The following is a 16,035-nucleotide window of genomic DNA, read 5'->3' on the forward strand; positions in this document are numbered from 1 at the left end:
CGTACGGCTCCGGCACCCCGGCGAGCCTGCCCCCGGGAACCGTCGTGGAACCCGGCGTCTTCGGCAGGCACTGGATGGTCCTGGGGGGGGACAGGTGAGGCCGAGATCGCGGCTGCCGGGCGCCTTTCGCATGGTGCTGAACCAGCGTCCCGCATCAGGATTCACGCGTCCCGCCGTTCGGGGATTCCCGGCCCAGGGCAGCAGGACGGAGCAGCGGAAGTGGCGATGGTCGCCGTGACTGCCCGGAGGTCCGCCACAGGGCGTCGCGGGGTGCGTCTACGGGGATCGTGGGCCGTGCGGTTGTTTCGGCTCTGTGTGGGGAAGGGGGCCGGGGGCATGCGGAGTTGGGGGCATCCAGGTCTCCGGGGGCCTCGGTGTCTTTCAGGAATGGATGGGTCGTAAATGGCCTGGCAGAGCCGGGTGACGGCGGTCCTTTTGTCGGGCAGGTCGGTATTCCAGAATTGAACGGTTCCGTCGCTGATGCCGACGGCGAGGGTGGGAGTGTCAGAGCTGAAGGCGAGGGAGAGGAACCGCTTGCTGCTGTCGCTGAGGGTTTGACGCAGGGTTCCGGTCTCCGTGTCCCAGAGGCGGATGCGGGATCCGGTGGTTCCGGCTGTGGCCAGGGTTCTTCCGTCCGGGCTGAAAGCGACTGAGCTGACAGTGCCGTCAAGGCTGGTGATGGTGCGGTGCTCTTTGAAGGTTGTGGTATTCCACAGCCTCACGGATCCGCTTCCCGCTCCGGCTGCGAGGAGTCCGTCAGAGCTGAGGGGCAGCCGGTCGCTGTCGTGCTGGCCCGTTCCGAGGGTGCCACGGAGTTTGCCGGTGGCGACATCTCTCAGTTGCACCTCGGCGCCGTCGCTGTTCATCACGACCAGAGAGGCTCCGTCGGGACTGAAGGCGAGTGAGCTTACGGCCACGTTGCGGGTGTTGATGGTGCGGAGCGGTTTTCCCGTGTGGGTGTTCAGCAGCATCGTGCGGTCGGACCCTGCGATGGCGAGGATGGTCCCGTCAGGGCTGAAGGCGAGCGCTTGAACGAAAGGCTGATCCGAGGGGGCATCACGCACCTCGGCGGGAATGGTGAGGCGGGTTCGTCCAGTGCGGGTTTCCCGCAGGTCGACGGAGCCGTCACTGCTGCTGGTGGCAATGGCCATGCCGTCCGGACTCAGGTCGAATGGCGCCATCACATCGTTGATCGTCAGGCGCCGCCGGTGGGACGGTAGGTTCCAGATATGCAGGGTGTGTTTGGACAGCAGTCTCAAGAAAGGGTCCCTGGGCCCTTCGGTGCCGAAGGCTGTGGCGAGGGTTCTTCCGTCCTGGGCAAAGTCCATGGAGACGATGCCGGTGGCGTGGCCGCTGCGGAGAGTGCGCCGGACCGGGTGGCTGGAGGCCCACTGGCGGATTCCTAATCGGTCGACGGTGACCAGGACGCTGCTGTCCTTGCTGAAGGCGAGCGCGGAGATGAGGTCGAAGTACGCGGTGAGGGTGGTGTGGACCGCTCCTTTGGCGAGGTCCCACAGACGTATCGTCGTGTCCTGGTCATCAGTGGTGGCGAGGGTCTTTCCGTCGGGGCTGAAGTGCACCCGTCGCACCTGTCCGCGGTGGCCGACCAAAACCCGTCGTAGCGTGCGGGTGGCAATGGCCCACAGGCCTACGGTGCCGTCCCGCTGGCTGACCGCTAGGGTCTCTCCGTCCGGGCTGAAGCCGATCAGGGATGTGTGCAGTGGCAGTCTGTGGCCGTCATACTCTGGCTCAGCGGTCTGGTCGATGCCCTGAGCCTTGCGGGTGAGCATTCTGTGGCTGCCGGTCGTGGTGTTCCACAGACGTACGGTGCCGTCCTTGGCGCTGCTGGCGAGGGTGGTGCCGTCCGGGGCGAAGGTGACCGTGTGGATGGCGTTCGAGTGACCGGCGAGAGTCCGGGCACTGCCTGAGCGGATGTCCCACAGCCGGATCACTCCCTGAGTGTCGCCCGTGGCCAGGACATGGCCGTCGGGGCTGTAGGCGAGGGCGGTCACGTCCTTGCGGTGGCCGGTGAATGTGGCGCGCAGCTTGCCGGACAGCGCGTCGCGGAGGAGCACTCTGGGTCCGATGTTGCCGGCGAGTGTGGTGCCGTCGGGGCTGTAGGACAGTACGGAGGCGGCCTCGGACCTCTTCGGGGCAGAGTGGTTCAGTGTCCTGTCGCCGCTGACGGTGCCCAGCAGAACGGTCTTGTGGCCGTCCTGAGAGAAGGCCACGGTCCGCAGATCCGGGCTGATTGCGGCCGCTCTGCTGGAGAAGATACGTCTTGGGCGGCCGTCGAAGCCCGCTTCCACTGAAGCGGAGCGCTCGGTTCTGAGGGGTAGCGTGGCTGCACGGTAGAGATTGCCCACCGCTTCGGCGGTGGCGGCGGTGTGGTGTGCCTGGACGGCGAGGCGAGTCGCTTGTTTCGGGTCGCCTTCGAACAGGGAGGCTGACTCGGCGGCGAGTTGGCGGGAGTGGGCGGTCCGTTCGGAGGCGCGGGCCCGGTCGCGTTCCCGGGTGCTGGTGCGGTTCTGGTGCCAGGCGGTCAGGCTCGCCAGGAGCGAGAGGGTGAGGAGGACGGAGAGCCCGGCGGTGGAGCGGCGCAGGCGGCGGGTGGTGCGGGCGCGGGCCTGCTGTTCCTCGTCCTGGGCGGTGGTGGCGGCAGTGAGGAAGGCGTGTTCGGTGGGGGTGAGGTCGTGGTGTGGGCGGGGGAAGGCGTCCTGGGCGGTGGCGAGGCGGGTGCCGCGGTAGAGGGCGCCGGGGTCGTGGTCGAGTTCGGTCCAGGTGGCAGTGTCGGTGGTGAGGCGGCGGTGGACGATGAGACGGGTGCGTTCTTCGTCGATCCAGGTGCGCAGGCGTGGCCAGGCGGTGATGAGGGCTTCGTGGGCGAGGTCGGCGGTGTCGTCGTCGAGGGTGATGAGGCGGGCGCGGGTGAGGTGTTCGAGGACGGTCGCGGTCTCCTGGGGGGCGGCGGCTTCGAGTTCGGTCCGGGGTGCGGGGCGGCGGGTGTCCTGGGCGCCCTGTCCGGGGGTGATGAGGCGGAGCATGATGCGACGAGCATGATCAGCTTGTTGGGGGGTGAGTTGGTTGTAGGTGTGTTCGGCGGTGTCGGCGACGGCGCCGTGGATGCCGCCGATGGCCTCGTAGGCGGCGAGGGTGAGGGTGCGGCCCCGGCGCCGTCGCCAGACCTCCAGGAGAGCGTGGGACATCAGGGGCAGCCCGCCGGGTTCCGCGGCGGTCTCCTCGACGATGCGGGCGGTCAGCTCCCGTTCCACGATCAGTCCGGCGGCCCGTGCCGGGCCGACCACCGCCTGGCGGAGATCGGCCGCCGTCATGGGGCCGAGGGCCAGGTGCGCCGTCCGCAGCACCTCCACCAGACCGGGATGTCCGGTGCAGTGGCCGTAGAAGTCGGCGCGGACCCCGATCACGACCCGCAGCCGGCTGTCCGGCGCCTGGGCCGCTAGGAGCAGCCCGACGAACCGGGCCCGCTCGTCCGCGTCCTGGCAGAGAGTGAAAACCTCCTCGAACTGATCCACCACCACGACCGTGTCCCCACCTCCACCCCCGGCTCTGGCTTCGGCGGCTCCGGCCGCTTCCGGCACGGCAACCGCCTCGCCAGGGGTGCCCGATGCGGGGACGAGGACGTGGGCGTGGGTGGCGGCGGGGCGGGATCCCGGCGTGATGACCCGGATCGCCACGCAGTCCACCGGCCGGTTCGCCGGGTCCTGAAGCACGGGGATGAGGCCGGCGCGCAGCAGGGATGATTTGCCGCTGCCGGAGGCTCCGGCGAGGAGGACGAGGCGGTGTTCGGCGAGCAGGCCGGTGAGGCGGAAGAGGAGTTGCTCGCGGCCGAAGAAGAGGTCGCGGTCGCCGGGCTCGAAGCGGGCCAGTCCCCGGTACGGCGCGTCCCAGGCCGGGCGGTCGTCGACGACACGAGCTGCTTTCAGTTCTTCCAGCGCACGGGCGGTCTCCCGCCAGCGGGCCTCCCACTCCCCCCGGTCCCCTCCGCAGACCGTCACATACGCGAGGGCCAGTGGGAGCGACGGCAGTTCGTCCCCCCGCGCGGCGGCGGCGAGCATGCTCACCGAATACCCCGCACGGGTCGCCAAGGCCCGGTACGTCGGACCACCCGCTGCTCTACGTAACTCCCTCAGTTCGTGTGCGAACCGTTCCACCGGACCCGCCTCCGGGTCCAGCGGACGCTCCCGGCGACCCGCCATCACACCCCACCCCACTCCCTGATATCGGTTCCTGTCCGTGCTGCGCGGCCGGGATATCTGCCCGGCACCTCTATCGAACCGCCCCCGGGCATTGTGCGGACAGCACGGAACAGGCTTTCCGCACAATGCCCGGCCCGCTGGAATCAAGGTGTCTGCCCCGGCAGGCGCCCAGTCCGCAGAGCCGGACGACCGGACGCCACCGCCGGCGCAAGACCGAAGCGAACAAGATCACAACCACTGAGAGGAGTACGACAATGTCGTTACGCAAAGTTCTCACCACCGCGGCCGTGTCTGCGGCCATCATCGGGGCCGGAGTGATGACCGCCCCCGTCACCCAGGCCGCGGAGAAGCCCTCCACCACCGCAACGGCCCCCACTTCGGTGGCGGCACACGAGTCCGCTCAGGCAGCCCTCATCTGGCAGCCCACTGGCGAGAGCTACACCCGCCTCAGCCTCTGCAACTCCAGCGGGCGCTACTGGTCCAACAACCGCCCCGATGTGGTTACTTGGGACTGCCGACTGCGCGGTGGCAACTACTACCTCTACCTCCTGATCGACACCGAGCGCTTCGCACGAGTCTGACCCCACTGCACGGCCGGGCGGAGAACGCCTACGAAAACGGAAACCGGCAACGGCCACCCGAGTGGTTCGCCGAGCGGACCACACCTCAAGCCACAGCGTCAGCCACTGGCCGCCGCTGAGCACGAAACCTGAGGACCCGGCCGCACCACGGGTGGTGGCCCGGGCGTAGCGACCCGGGCCACCACTCGCCATCACACCCAGCCCTTCTCCGCCCGGCCGCGTGCCTGCCTGGACCAGAGATCACCGGCTTCCGGGAAAACGCCGGCGTCGATGCGGGAAGCACCGGCCGTAGCCGGCGGGCATGACCTGGCCTCGGACCAACTCGATCTCGTCGAGCCTGTGCGCGCTCAGCATCCACAGGGCCCGGATGGCCAGAATCAGGGCCGGGACCGCGTCCGCCGCGAGCACCCGCTCGGGCGCGCGGGTGGTTGGGCGAAACCGGCCCCCACCGGACGCCGCGGGATGGGTCCTCGCCCGGCGGGGACAGTGACCAGGCCGGTGCCCGCCCAGACGTGGACGGAGCCTCCCCGTACGCGCCGTGGTGGCCGTCGACGTAGCCGGTGGACCAAGGGATGGGGCAGGCGCCGTTGTGGCCGGGGTCCGGGCACAGGACGCGGGCGAGACCTGCGCGGAGCCGGTCCATCTCCTTTCGGGACGGCAGGAGCACGCCGATGCGGAACTCGTGGATGCTCCGGGTGCCGGGGTCCTTGCCGGGCCAGTGGCCGGTCCACTGGGAGGGGAGCTCGTCGTAGAACTCGGCGAGCGTCATCTCCCCGTCCCGGGTCGTCCGGTCCCCGGTCCAGCACGGCGAGCTCGTACCGGACCGTCCTCTCGTCCAGGACGCGCCGGAGCCCCCGTTCGGTGTCCTCCACACCAGCGGGGGTGGCGTAGACACCGATCTGGATCTCGAAGAGAGGCACAGCAGGCTCCGCCTTCCGGCTCTGAGGTGACTACCGCCCGCCGGGTGTCTTTCACCGCGTAAATGTACGGGCTGATACCCGCCTGTTCGGTCTACGACGAGGACGAGGCCCTCGTCCAGCGGCTCCCCGGGCCCCCTCGAGCGCGTGCAATATGCCCCCGCCGACGGGTTCCGTGGGGTCACCCGGTGTTCTTGGTGGCGGTGTCCAGGGCGGCGAGGCGGGCCCAGTGCTCCCCGATGGTGGTCCCGGGCTTCTCCCTCGGGGCGCGGGTGGGGTCGGTCGCCGCGAGGTCGGGGGTCTCCCGGGGGCGGGTCTCGGCGAGGACGGCGTGGCCGTCGCGTCCGGGGTCGGCCCAGGGCACGGTGGGAAGGACGTACCGCTTCCCGGGCTCAAGCGCGGGCTTCGACGCGCTCTGGGTGACCGTGACCGTTCCGGTCATCGTGCCCTTGAAGACCCGGCCCACCCTCACCTCGTACAGCACCTGGGGCAGGTGCTCGACCGTCCGGGTCCCGGTCCGGCGCAGCACGGTGCCGTGCCAGACGGCGGTGGCAGCACGGGTGACGGCCTGGTCGTCGGTGGGATCGAAGAAGGTGAGGCGTTCGGTCGTGGTTGTTGTGGTGGGGGTGGTGAGGTGGTCGTACACGCGGTCCAGGCCGCAGCCGTGAGGACGGTGGTTGCCGTGAGGGCCACCAGGGCGGTGCGGGCGGAGACGGGCATGTCATTCTTTCTGGCCGGACCGTACCCACCCGGGCCCGCTCGGTTACGGGCAGTCGTCCGGCGGGCGCCGGGTGGTGCGAGGATGCCTTTACGGTCTCGGTGCGGCTTCGAGCCGGCCGTAGGTGTCGTGGAGGTAGCGCTCGTTCTCCTCGTACTCTCCGTGGTGGCCGTCGACGTATCCGGTGGACCAGGGGATGGGGCAGGCGCCGTCGTGGCCGGGGTCCGGGCACAGGACGCGGGCGAGACCTGCGCGAAGCTGGTCCATCTCCTTCCGGGACGGCAGCAGTACGCCGATGCGGAACTCGTGGACGCTCCGGGTGCCGGGGTCCTCGCCGGGACGGTGGCCGGTCCACTGGGAGGGGAGCTCGTCGTAGAACTCGGCGAGCGTCATCTCCCCGTCCCGGGTCTTCCGGTCCTCATCCAGCACGGCGAGCTCATACCGGACCGCCCGCTCCTCCAGAAGGCGCCGCAGCCCCCGTTCAGTGTCCTCGACGCCGCCGGGGGTGGCGTAGACGCCGATCTGGATCTCGAAGAGGTGCATGGCCGGGGTTCCCTTCGCTCATGTACCGATGACCGGCCTTCTCCTGCGGCGCGGACACGAGGAGGGCGGCCCGGACGGTTTCGACGCCGCGGTCGATGCGGAGCTCGCCCGCCGTGGGATGCCGGTCCTGGGCAGGCTGCCGCACCGGCCCCGTGGCGGCCCTCACCGCACCGTGCTCGATTATCTCGCGGACGAGCAGCGCGCGTTCGTGATCCAGCAGAGCATCCGGGTACGCCAGGGTCTTGGTCCAGCGCGCGCTGACGCGTCGGTGTTCCTCACTGCCCCGCGCGAGTACGTCGAGTTCTGCCCCTGGCCCTGGGGCCGGGCCGGTGATCCCTTTCACCGCGCCCGGCCGAGGCTGCGGTGAAGCGGTAGGAAGCTGTGAGAGAACTTTCTGATTGCTCCGCTTGAGGGTGGGCTGGGGTGTTGTGACCAGCTCTGAGGTACGCCGTCGACGCCGGGTTCAGGCCGTTTTGCAGCTGAGACGCTACCGCCCCACGGGCGCCATCTGACTCGACCGTGCGGCAGCCCGGGTGGGTTCCGGGTCTCACTCGGGCAGGGCGCACGGTGTGCTCGCCTGGTGGATGAGCTGGGCGTTGGTGCCGTGGTGGTGGCCGAGGGCGAGACCATGGCGGGGCAGCAGGCGAAGGCGGTGCAGCGTCCGGTGCTGGTGGGCGGTCACCGGATGACGGATCAGGCCGAGGAAGTCGGGGTACCGGTCGGGGCCGGTGGTGAAGACATCGGGCGCGGGCGGTTCGCACGGGCCGGGTCCAGGGGTGCCGGTGGCGGAATCGATTCGGGTCTGGAGGACCCGGTCAGCGGTGGCCTGGGTCGCGAGGGTGAGGCCGAACCAGTGCTGGAGGTGGTGGGGCCAGAGCTGGGCTTTGCGTTCGCGGCCGTCGGGGCCGTGCAGCGGGTCCAGACTGGTGCCGGTGGTGAGGGCGTGGGTGACGGTGGGGTGTTGGGTGGGGTGGGGTGGTGTTCCGTTGTTGAGGTGGTGGCGGATGGTGGGGGTCCAGCCGAGGGCGTCGAGGAGGCCGAGGCCGATGGTGGTGGCGGAGGGCCAGGGCAGGAGGTCGAGGGTGCCGTCCGGGTTGGGGCGGGTGTAGCAGCAGTCGGTGGCGAGGAGGGTGGCTCCGGTGGTGGCGAGGGTGAGGGCGGTGGTGGTTTTGCCGGCGCCGGGGCTGCCGAGGGTGAGGATGCCGTGTCTGTGGGGCGGGGTGGCGGCGGAGGCGTGGAGGAGGGTCCATCCGTCGGTGGTGAGCCGGGTGTGGAGGAGGTGGCGGGTGAGGCGGGTGGCGGTGGTCGCGAGGGCGCAGGGGTGCCGGTGTTCGGGGTGGTCGGGTCCGGTGTGGGTGATCTCCAGGTGCTGGTGGGTGGGGGTGTAGCGGTAGGTGAGGGCGGGGTGGGTGAGGTTGCGGGCGGTGACGGTGCCGTCGGGGTGGGGGGTGTAGGCGAGGTGGTCGCGGGCGTAGACGGCGCGGTGGGTGTGGGGGTGGTCGTGGTCGAGGGGCGGTCCGTCGTGGAGGGCGGTGACGCGGGGCCCGGCGGGCGTGGTGGGTGTGGGGGTTTCGGGCCAGTGCGGGGTGAAGTAGGTGCGGGCCCAGTCGGTGATGTGGGTGGTGTCGGAGTTGAGGGTGATGGGGTGTCCGCCGGTGGTGAGGGTGAGGGTGGTCACGGGCGGTCTCCGTCTGGGTGGTCGGGCGACTGGTGGGGGGTGCGGGTGTGGAGGCGTCCGGTAGTGCCGTAGCCGACGACCGCTGCCCGCCCGGGGCGCCGGCCGGGCACGGCGCCCGGTACGGGACCACCCGTCGGCGCGGCGGCGGTGGCGGGGTGGTTGGTGCAGTGGAGGGTGTAGTAGGCGTCCCACAGGCCGGCGGCCTGGATGGCGGTGTCGGCCCAGGCGGTGTGCACGCCCGGCGGCGGGGGTGTCTTCGTGGTGGTGAGGGCGTGGGCGGCGATGAGGGTGGCGGCGCGGTAGGCGTCGTAGCCGCCGGTGGGGATGGAGTCGGCTTCGTAGAGGTTGAGGGAGCGGCCGTCGCCGAGGAGGGTGATCGTGCGGGGGCCGGGGAGTGTGAAGCGGACCCCGAGGCCGGGGACGGTCGTCCGGCTGTACCTGGGGTGTTCGGTGAGGTGGGAGAAGTCGGCGGTGGCGAAGGGTGCCAGAAGTACTTGGTCGGGGAGGAGGGGGATGTCGTCCGCGGTGAGGGCCTGTTCGCCGGTGGTGCCGATGATCACCGTGGGGGTGGTGGCCAGGAGGGCGTCGGTGAGGGTGCGGCAGGTGGTGTATCCGTCTTCAGCGGCGCCGATGAGGGTGGGCAGGTCGGTGTCGACGACCGTGAGTCGGCAGCCCAGGGCGCGCAGTTGGGCGGCGAGGCGGGAGCCGAGGACGCCGTAGCCGAGGAGGACGATCGGGCGGCCGATGAGTTTGCGGTCCGGGAGGATCGTGCGCAGGCGGCGCAGGCAGGAGTCGGCGATCTCCCGGTACCCGAGCCTGGTTTTGGCCTGGGAGCGGGCGAGGTTGAGGACGGGGATGGCGAGCGGCGGGGCGGCGGCGATGCGTTTGAGGCCGCTGACGGTGAGCTCCAGCGCGGCGTCCGCCCGGTGGCGCGCGGCGTGGGTGCCGTAGCCGCGGGCCAGCAGTCCGCCGTCGTCGACCACCAGGACCCGGCGCCCCGCCCGGTGGGCGGCGTCGATGAACGCGTCGACCGTCTCCCCAACGGCCGCGAGCTCGGGGGTGTGGGCGGCCGGGTTGTTGACGTGGGCGTTGTCGAGGAGGGTGGAGGTGTAGCCGCGGGCGGTGAAGGTGGCGTGGACGCGGTCACGGCCAAGCGTGCGGTCGCCCTTGTCCAGGGTGAGTATCCACCGCGCGGGAATCCCGGCGCGTTCCATCGCGGTCACGAAGCCGACGCTGTGCTTCAGGTAGTGGTCGCGGAAGATCATCGCCCAGCCGGTGAGCGGCGGGGCGGGGGTGCTGTAGTGGTTGAGGAGCGGCATCCCGGTCCGGATGCCGTTGAGTTCGGCGGGGGTATATGGCAGGGCGTGGTGGTCGGTGAGGTGCCGGTGCAGCGCCTCGGCCGGTAACCGGCCTTCCGGGCGGGGCTCGATCAGGACCTCCGTCCCGGCGCCGCTCTGCGGGGACTGCCTGATGGTGAACGGTTCGGCGGGCGCGGCTGGTTTCCACCGGACGTCCGCCATCGGCTCGCCCGCCTCCGTCCGCAGCCACAGGGTGCGAGGACCCGCCAGGTCGGCGGTGAACCCGTGGGCGTGGGCGAACACCGTCACCGCATCCCGGATCTCCTCGCAGGGCAGGGGAACACGGACCGTGGTCCACCGGTCGTCGGGCTGCTCGTTCGTGGTCGCCGTACTGGTCACACTCATCGGAACGCTCCGGACGAAGAGGAAAGATGAGGAGGAAGTGCTCGGCGCCTGCGGGGCGGGCGCCCCGCGGCTACTGGGGCCCGGCCGCTTCGGCGAGGGCCTGTTCGACGTCAGGCAGCTGGTCCAGGAGGCGGGTCGCGGCCTCGTGCCGCAGAAGCCAGAACGCGTCGAGGTCGTCCTGGAGCAGACCGGGCTTGAGGTAGTGGTCCTTCACCCCGTACAGGCTCGTCGTGAGCTGGATCAGCGCGATGCGGGCGCAGCCGGTGGTGTCGGCAGCCGTGTGGTGGGGGTTGGCACGCCGGTAGGCGTCGACAAGGCGGACGCCTGCGCCGATCCAGTCGGGGTCGTGGACAACGGTGCGTGGGTCGAAGGCGATCCGTCCCAGCTCGTACGCGATGAGTTCGGGTGCGGGCGGGAGGAAGTCGAGAACACCCGTCAGGGTGTCACCGTCGAAATGGAGGTTGACGGCCGAGTAGTCGCCGTGGAGAACCTGAGTCGTCATCCCGTCGGGCAGTCCCGCGATCAGCCCGGGCAGGTGTCCGAGTGCGGCGCGGCGCTCGGTCAACGTGCGGACCGCCTCGGTGTCGAAGCTGTCCGGGGTGGGGCGGTCGGCGATGGAGTCGAGGAGCTGATCGACGGTCGCCGTGGCCTTGGCCGCCGGGTCGGTGGTGCGCCACTTGGCCAGCCGCCGCGATTCGCCCCCTGCTGCGGCGGGATGATCGGCGAAGGCCGTGTGGAGGAGGCCGAGCGTGCGGCCGGCGGCCTCCTGCTGCCCCGGGGTCAGCCCGTCTTCGACGGTGCGGCCGGGCATCCACTCCCAGACCGATACGGCGAGCTGGTCGGTGGTGGCGATGGTGCCGCCGGTCCGGGTGGGGCGCGGAACGGCGACGGGGACGCCGTGCTCACCGGCGAGACGGCTCTGGCCGATCGCCTCGCGCTCCGCTGCGAGGTCTGTCCCGGGCAAGTAGTGCTTCACGAACAGCACCCCACCGGCATCGTCGGCACGGTAGTTGATGGTGTTCTGCCCGGCAGGAAGACGGGTGAGGCGGACACCGTCCAGGTCGTAGGCGGTCTCCAGCAGCGCGCCGAGTTCTGTGGCCGGGTCCGGAGCGGCAGTGTGAGCGGTCGGGGTGGGCACGGGCTGGCTCCTCAAGGCGTGTGGATGGGGGACGAACACCCTAGGCCCGCGGGCGGGGTGGTGGTGACGAGGTTCGTCCACCAGGTGACGGCCTTGCGGTATCGGGCCAGGCACGCGGCCGGGGTGCGGGGGTGGCCGGTCCACTCGAAAGCGGTCTCCACCATCTGCCCGGCCCGGATCCGCGCGAGGACGCGGGCGGCCACGGACCGCGAGCCGGGGCTGGTCAATCCGGTGCCGGGGTCGGACAGGTGCAGCACCCGCACCGCGCCAAACACCCGTGCGAGCACGGCATCCTCCTGGGCGTCCGGGAGGGCGGGGGCGAGCTGAGCGGTGTCTGCCAGCAGACCGAGCCCGCCTTCGAGCAGCGGCCGGAGCTCTGTGTGCGGGGTGGGGGTGAGCCAGGCGGGGTGGTGGAGTTCGGCGAGCAGCGGCACGGCGACCGCGGGCAGCATTTGGTCCGCCCAGGCGCCGGGTGTGTCCGGTGGGTGGGCGGCGAGGAGCCGCACCCAGTCGGCGCCGAGCCGGACGGCGGCGTCCGCCAGGCGCTCCAGCTCTGCGCGGGACGAGTTGCGTACGGCGGGGTCGGGGTGGAGGAGGTCGGCGAGGTCGAGGTCCGCGGTCACCCCCGTGATCGGCACCGTCTCTGCCGCGGCCCGCGCCCAAGCGTCCAGCTCCGGGCCGGGCCGGCGGGTGAGGTCGTATCCGCGCGGGCCGCCGCGCAGGTGCACGAACCCGATCCCCGCCCGGTGGGCGACGTTCAGGAGGCCCGGTACGTCCAGGCCGCGAATGCCGATGCTGTAGAGCCCGACCGGCGGCACCATCGTCATCGGGTCGTCCAGTCGAAGACGATGACCGGATCAGCGGGCCGGGACGGGGAGTTCAGCAGGGCGTAGACCCCGGGGGCCTTGTCGCCGGGTACGATCCGGCACCAGGCGGCCAGCAGACCCGGGTCCACCACCTGCGTGATCCACTCTACGCACTCCGTGAACGCCTCCCCGTACACGCCCGGCGGGGCCGGGGCGAGCTCGTGCATCCCGACGACCACGATGCCGTTGCGGTGCGCCTCCCGTACGGGCAGGACCGTCTCAGGGCCGGGGGTGCCGAGCAGGCCGAGGACCCCGCCGGGCGCGGTCAGCTCCAGTGCCTGCCCGGGCTCCCCGGTCGCATCGACCACCAGCCCCGCAGGGCGCGCCGCGTCCGGTGCGGTGAGGGTGACGTAGGGGGCGCGGCCGATCGGCGGATGGCGGCGGCCGGTGACCACGGTGACGCGGTCGGCGCCGCGGCGGTGGAGCTCCAGGACGCAGCCGAGCGCGACGGCCCCTGACCCGACCACCACCGGCCGGTCGAAGTCCGCGGCAGCTGGGAGGCGGTCGAGGGCGAGGCGGGCGATGTGCTGGAACCGCGCGACGGCGAGCGCGGTGACCGGCACGGTGCCGGGGGCGGTGAGCGTGCCGGGGGCGGCCGGGTCGAAGGCGGCGCCGTGCGGGGCCGGGGCCAGCACCCACCTGCCCGGTCCGTCACCGGCTCCCAGGGTGCGGCCGATCGCCATGTAGCCGGCGTCCCGGCCGGGCCCTGCGAGGTGACGGCGCTCCGTCCCCGGACTCAGTACGCTGAACAGGCCCTGTACCCATCCGTCCGGGAGCCGTTTCGCCGGTGGTGGGCGGAGGAGGGCGTGGCCGTGGGCGAGGTGGACCCGGGCACCGTGGTATCGGGGCCGGGCGGGCGGTTCGGGTGTTATCACGACGGGCCTCCGACAGGGGCGTGGGTGAGGTGTTCGATCTGGTCGGCCAGTTGGCGGGGCGTGCCGCGGGCGGTGTGGAGCGGGGCCCGGTCGGCGAGCGCGCGGACCAGGAGGAGACGGCGGTTGGCGAGCGGTTCCGTTTCGAGGGTTCGCAGGACGAGGTCGCCGTGGTCGAGGACCCGGTCGAGGAGGTGGGAGCTGGCCCGCCACCACACGGACACCGCGGTGTGGGCGTCCAGGAGCTCCGGGGCGGCGCGGGCCCGGGGGTCGCCGTCGACGTCTACCGCCACGGCGGCGGTGAGCGGCACCGGCCCGCCGGGGGCCCGGCCCCGGAGGCCGGGGTGGCCGGCCAGGTCGACCCGGTCCCCGGGGCTGGCGGGCAAGGGAAGGTGGGGAAACCAGCGGCGCAGGGCGCCGGGGCGGACGCTGAACGCGCTCGTCCCGCCCACCACCTCGTATCCGGTGCTGCCGGGGCGTGGGGTGTCGAGGAGGGTCACGTCCCCGGCGAGGACCCGCCAGCCGTGCCCGGCGAGGGCGAGCGCCGTCATGGTCTTGCCCGCCCCGTGCCCGCCGAGCAGCAGCACCGCCGCCCCGGCCCGCTCGACGGCCACAGCGTGCAGGGCCAGAGTGCCGCCGGCCAGATGGAGAAGGTGCAGATGGGCGTTGACCAGCCGCCGCCTATCCCCCACTCCAGCGCCTTTGGGCAGCCGCGCCACGGCACCGGCACGGTCCGGGCAGGGTTGTGGTGAGGCGGTGACGCCGGGAAGGTGCGGAAGGTCCGCCTCCCACGTGCTGGCGGACATCGGTCGGGTGCGCACCGTCAGCGGGCGCCCGGCGCTCACCAGCTCCCACACCCCGGCCCGGCCCGAAGGCGTCTCGACGGACGGGTGGTCGCAGTTCATCGGTGGCCGCCGACCGACGGAACGAACGGGGCCAGGGCGTCCCAGATGGCAGCCGTCGGCAGCGCGCGGGCAGGCACCGCCAGCCGGACCACCGGCAGCCCACCCCGGGTCAAGCAGGCCCCCGGCGGCGTGGTGGTGTGGTCCGTGAGACGCGGGCCGCCCATCAGCCCGAGCACGTCGCTCACATACACCCGTTGGCGGTCCACCGCAGCGGCCCGGCGGAGCGTGCCGGTCACCGTCTCCGGTCCGGCCGGGGCGGCGGTCACCGGCCCATCACCGCCGGGGTCCTCGACGACGATCAGCGCGCCGGGCGGAGTAGGCCCCGCGGTGCGGACGCCGAGGGCACGGCGGTGCCCGGCTGGGGTGAACAGCACCCGGTCCCTGAACCATCCGTCCATCGGACGCTGCTCGCGCCGCCCGGCGGCCGGGTCGACGCCGTCCAGGGCGGCCGGGAGGGCGATCCGGGTCGGCCAGCCGATCACCGGCCGCCCGGGGCGGACGAGGACGAGGTCGTCGGCGAGGAACCGGGCCCCGAGCTCGCGCACCGCCCGGTGCGCCAGCGTCGACTTCCCCCCGCCGCTCCCGGCCAGGAACAGCAGTGCGCGACCGCCGAGTTCAACGGCGGAAGCATGCAGCATCCGCCATCCCCGGGCGAGGAGCCGGGAGGCGAAGAACACCCGGCCGAGCCAGTCCGCCCACCGCACCCCCACCCGGTCCCCCGGGGCAACCAGCAGCCGGGTGGACCGCGCACGGCCGTCGACCTCGATCCGCGCCCAAGGGGCGTCCGGCCGGTAGCGGGCCGCCAGCCGCAGCACCCCGCCCGCAGTGTCCCGGACCGCGAGACAGCGCCCGTACGGCAGGTGCACGACGAGGTCCCCGGCGTCGTCGTACCGGGCCGCGGCCGGGTCCGGGTGGATGTGCAGTGTCCAGTCCGGTTCTCCCGCTGCGGGGTTCTCGCTGGTGCACGGCGGCGTCAGCATCGCCTCCACCGCCCCGGCCGCACCGGGCACGCCGGAGCGCACGAACAGCCGGTGCCCTTCCAGGGCCAGCGCCCCGGTCTCCAGGGCCGGTACAGCGCCCGGTCCGGACACGGTCATCCCCTCCTCTTCCCTGGTGTCGTGGTCTCGTCGCCCGGGACACTCCTCCCGGGTGGGGCAGGGGGCGGTGGCCCGGTCTGTCCTGCCGGGCCGTCCGACGCCCCGCCCGACTCCATCGCCGGAGGTGGCCGGAACCAGCGGCATACCGGTCCCGCCGCCAGTGGTACGGCGGCGGGACGGCCCGGGTTGCTCGTCAGCCGCCCGGCGGGGGCGGGGTGGGCACCGGACCGGGAGGCGGGGGCGGAGGCGAAGGCGGTTGGGGCACCACAGGTTTCTCCTTCCAGAGCAAGCGGACCCGTTCCGGGGCTTGGCCCCGGGAGGGTTGGCCGAACACCGCCACAGTGCGCTCCCGGTACGGCGCGAACCCAGAGGAAGGCCCTATAGGACCGCGCCCTGCACGCTCCCTCTGCGCCCCTGACAACCCGTCCGGCCCCGCCTACGCTCGATCGCGTCCCTGTCCGACACCCCTGGTTCCGGGAGAGGACTCGTGCACCCCGACTTCACCGTCCCGCACGAGCTGTGGGACCGCCCCGCCATGCGCCGCGCGCTCGCCGACCGCGACATCGCCACCGTCTTCCGCCTCGTCCGCCGGCACACCGGCGCGAGCCAGACCCGCCTCGGCGCCGTGACCGGCCTCGCCCAGTCCGACGTCAGCGCGATCGAACGCGGCGTCCGGACGGTGACCAGCGCCGATGTCCTCGACCGCATCAACGCAGGGCTCCACATCCCGAACGGCCTCACCACACCGGCCGCACCGGCAACAGACATCCGGCCGGGTGGAACCGTGCGCTTCGCCCCCA

General features: G+C 72.1%; 12 protein-coding genes. 2 read left to right on the forward strand and 10 right to left on the reverse strand.

What is annotated here, in order from left to right; genetic code table 11:
- Positions 1 to 161: 161 nt before the first annotated feature.
- Entirely contained in the window at positions 162 to 4,076 is a 3,915-nt protein-coding gene (locus CRV15_RS29895; protein WP_009999069.1) for an nSTAND1 domain-containing NTPase, read from the reverse strand.
- Between the two features lie 395 nt (positions 4,077 to 4,471).
- Here CRV15_RS29895 and CRV15_RS29900 point away from each other — a divergent pair, with 395 nt between their 5' ends.
- Positions 4,472 to 4,798 carry a hypothetical protein gene (locus tag CRV15_RS29900; protein ID WP_009999070.1) on the forward strand — a complete coding sequence of 109 codons (327 nt, stop codon included), beginning with the start codon at positions 4,472 to 4,474 and terminating at the stop codon, positions 4,796 to 4,798.
- A 1,098-nt stretch (positions 4,799 to 5,896) separates the two neighbouring features.
- Here CRV15_RS29900 and CRV15_RS29910 read toward each other — a convergent pair.
- Complete coding sequence (locus CRV15_RS29910) at positions 5,897 to 6,361, reverse strand: hypothetical protein (RefSeq protein WP_003963057.1); 465 nt, start codon at positions 6,359 to 6,361, stop codon at positions 5,897 to 5,899.
- 162 nt (positions 6,362 to 6,523) lie between these two features.
- Positions 6,524 to 6,976: a hypothetical protein gene (locus tag CRV15_RS29915; RefSeq protein WP_003963058.1), complete on the reverse strand. Its 453-nt coding sequence runs from the start codon at positions 6,974 to 6,976 to the stop codon at positions 6,524 to 6,526.
- 28 nt (positions 6,977 to 7,004) lie between these two features.
- Here CRV15_RS29915 and CRV15_RS29920 point away from each other — a divergent pair, with 28 nt between their 5' ends.
- On the forward strand, positions 7,005 to 7,343 hold the full coding sequence (locus CRV15_RS29920; protein WP_029183236.1) for a hypothetical protein: 339 nt from the start codon (positions 7,005 to 7,007) through the stop codon (positions 7,341 to 7,343).
- A 180-nt stretch (positions 7,344 to 7,523) separates the two neighbouring features.
- Here the strand turns inward: CRV15_RS29920 and CRV15_RS29925 are convergent, their stop codons facing one another.
- From CRV15_RS29925 to CRV15_RS29955, 7 genes are all read right to left on the reverse strand, one after another.
- Entirely contained in the window at positions 7,524 to 8,654 is a 1,131-nt protein-coding gene (locus CRV15_RS29925) for a hypothetical protein (protein ID WP_003963059.1), read from the reverse strand.
- The gene (locus CRV15_RS29930) at positions 8,651 to 10,357 is read right to left on the reverse strand and encodes an S-adenosyl-L-homocysteine hydrolase (protein WP_003963060.1); all 1,707 of its coding nucleotides are present in this window, start codon (positions 10,355 to 10,357) and stop codon (positions 8,651 to 8,653) included. The genes CRV15_RS29925 and CRV15_RS29930 overlap by 4 nt, the downstream gene beginning before the upstream one ends.
- 70 nt (positions 10,358 to 10,427) lie before the next feature.
- Entirely contained in the window at positions 10,428 to 11,495 is a 1,068-nt protein-coding gene (locus CRV15_RS29935) for a phosphotransferase enzyme family protein (protein WP_003963061.1), read from the reverse strand.
- Between the two features lie 11 nt (positions 11,496 to 11,506).
- The gene (locus tag CRV15_RS29940; protein ID WP_009999074.1) at positions 11,507 to 12,322 is read right to left on the reverse strand and encodes an apurinic/apyrimidinic endonuclease family protein; all 816 of its coding nucleotides are present in this window, start codon (positions 12,320 to 12,322) and stop codon (positions 11,507 to 11,509) included.
- Positions 12,319 to 13,044, reverse strand: coding sequence for an MDR/zinc-dependent alcohol dehydrogenase-like family protein (locus CRV15_RS29945; protein WP_003963063.1), 726 nt, complete (start codon positions 13,042 to 13,044; stop codon positions 12,319 to 12,321). The genes CRV15_RS29940 and CRV15_RS29945 overlap by 4 nt, the downstream gene beginning before the upstream one ends.
- Positions 13,045 to 13,232: 188 nt before the next feature.
- Positions 13,233 to 13,925, reverse strand: coding sequence for a hypothetical protein (locus tag CRV15_RS37520; RefSeq protein ID WP_009999075.1), 693 nt, complete (start codon positions 13,923 to 13,925; stop codon positions 13,233 to 13,235).
- A gap of 209 nt (positions 13,926 to 14,134) precedes the next feature.
- Positions 14,135 to 15,235: a hypothetical protein gene (locus tag CRV15_RS29955; RefSeq protein WP_009999077.1), complete on the reverse strand. Its 1,101-nt coding sequence runs from the start codon at positions 15,233 to 15,235 to the stop codon at positions 14,135 to 14,137.
- Between the last annotated feature and the right edge of the window lie 800 nt (positions 15,236 to 16,035).

Origin of the sequence: Streptomyces clavuligerus, assembly GCF_005519465.1 — a bacterium.
Lineage (GTDB): Bacteria > Actinomycetota > Actinomycetes > Streptomycetales > Streptomycetaceae > Streptomyces > Streptomyces clavuligerus.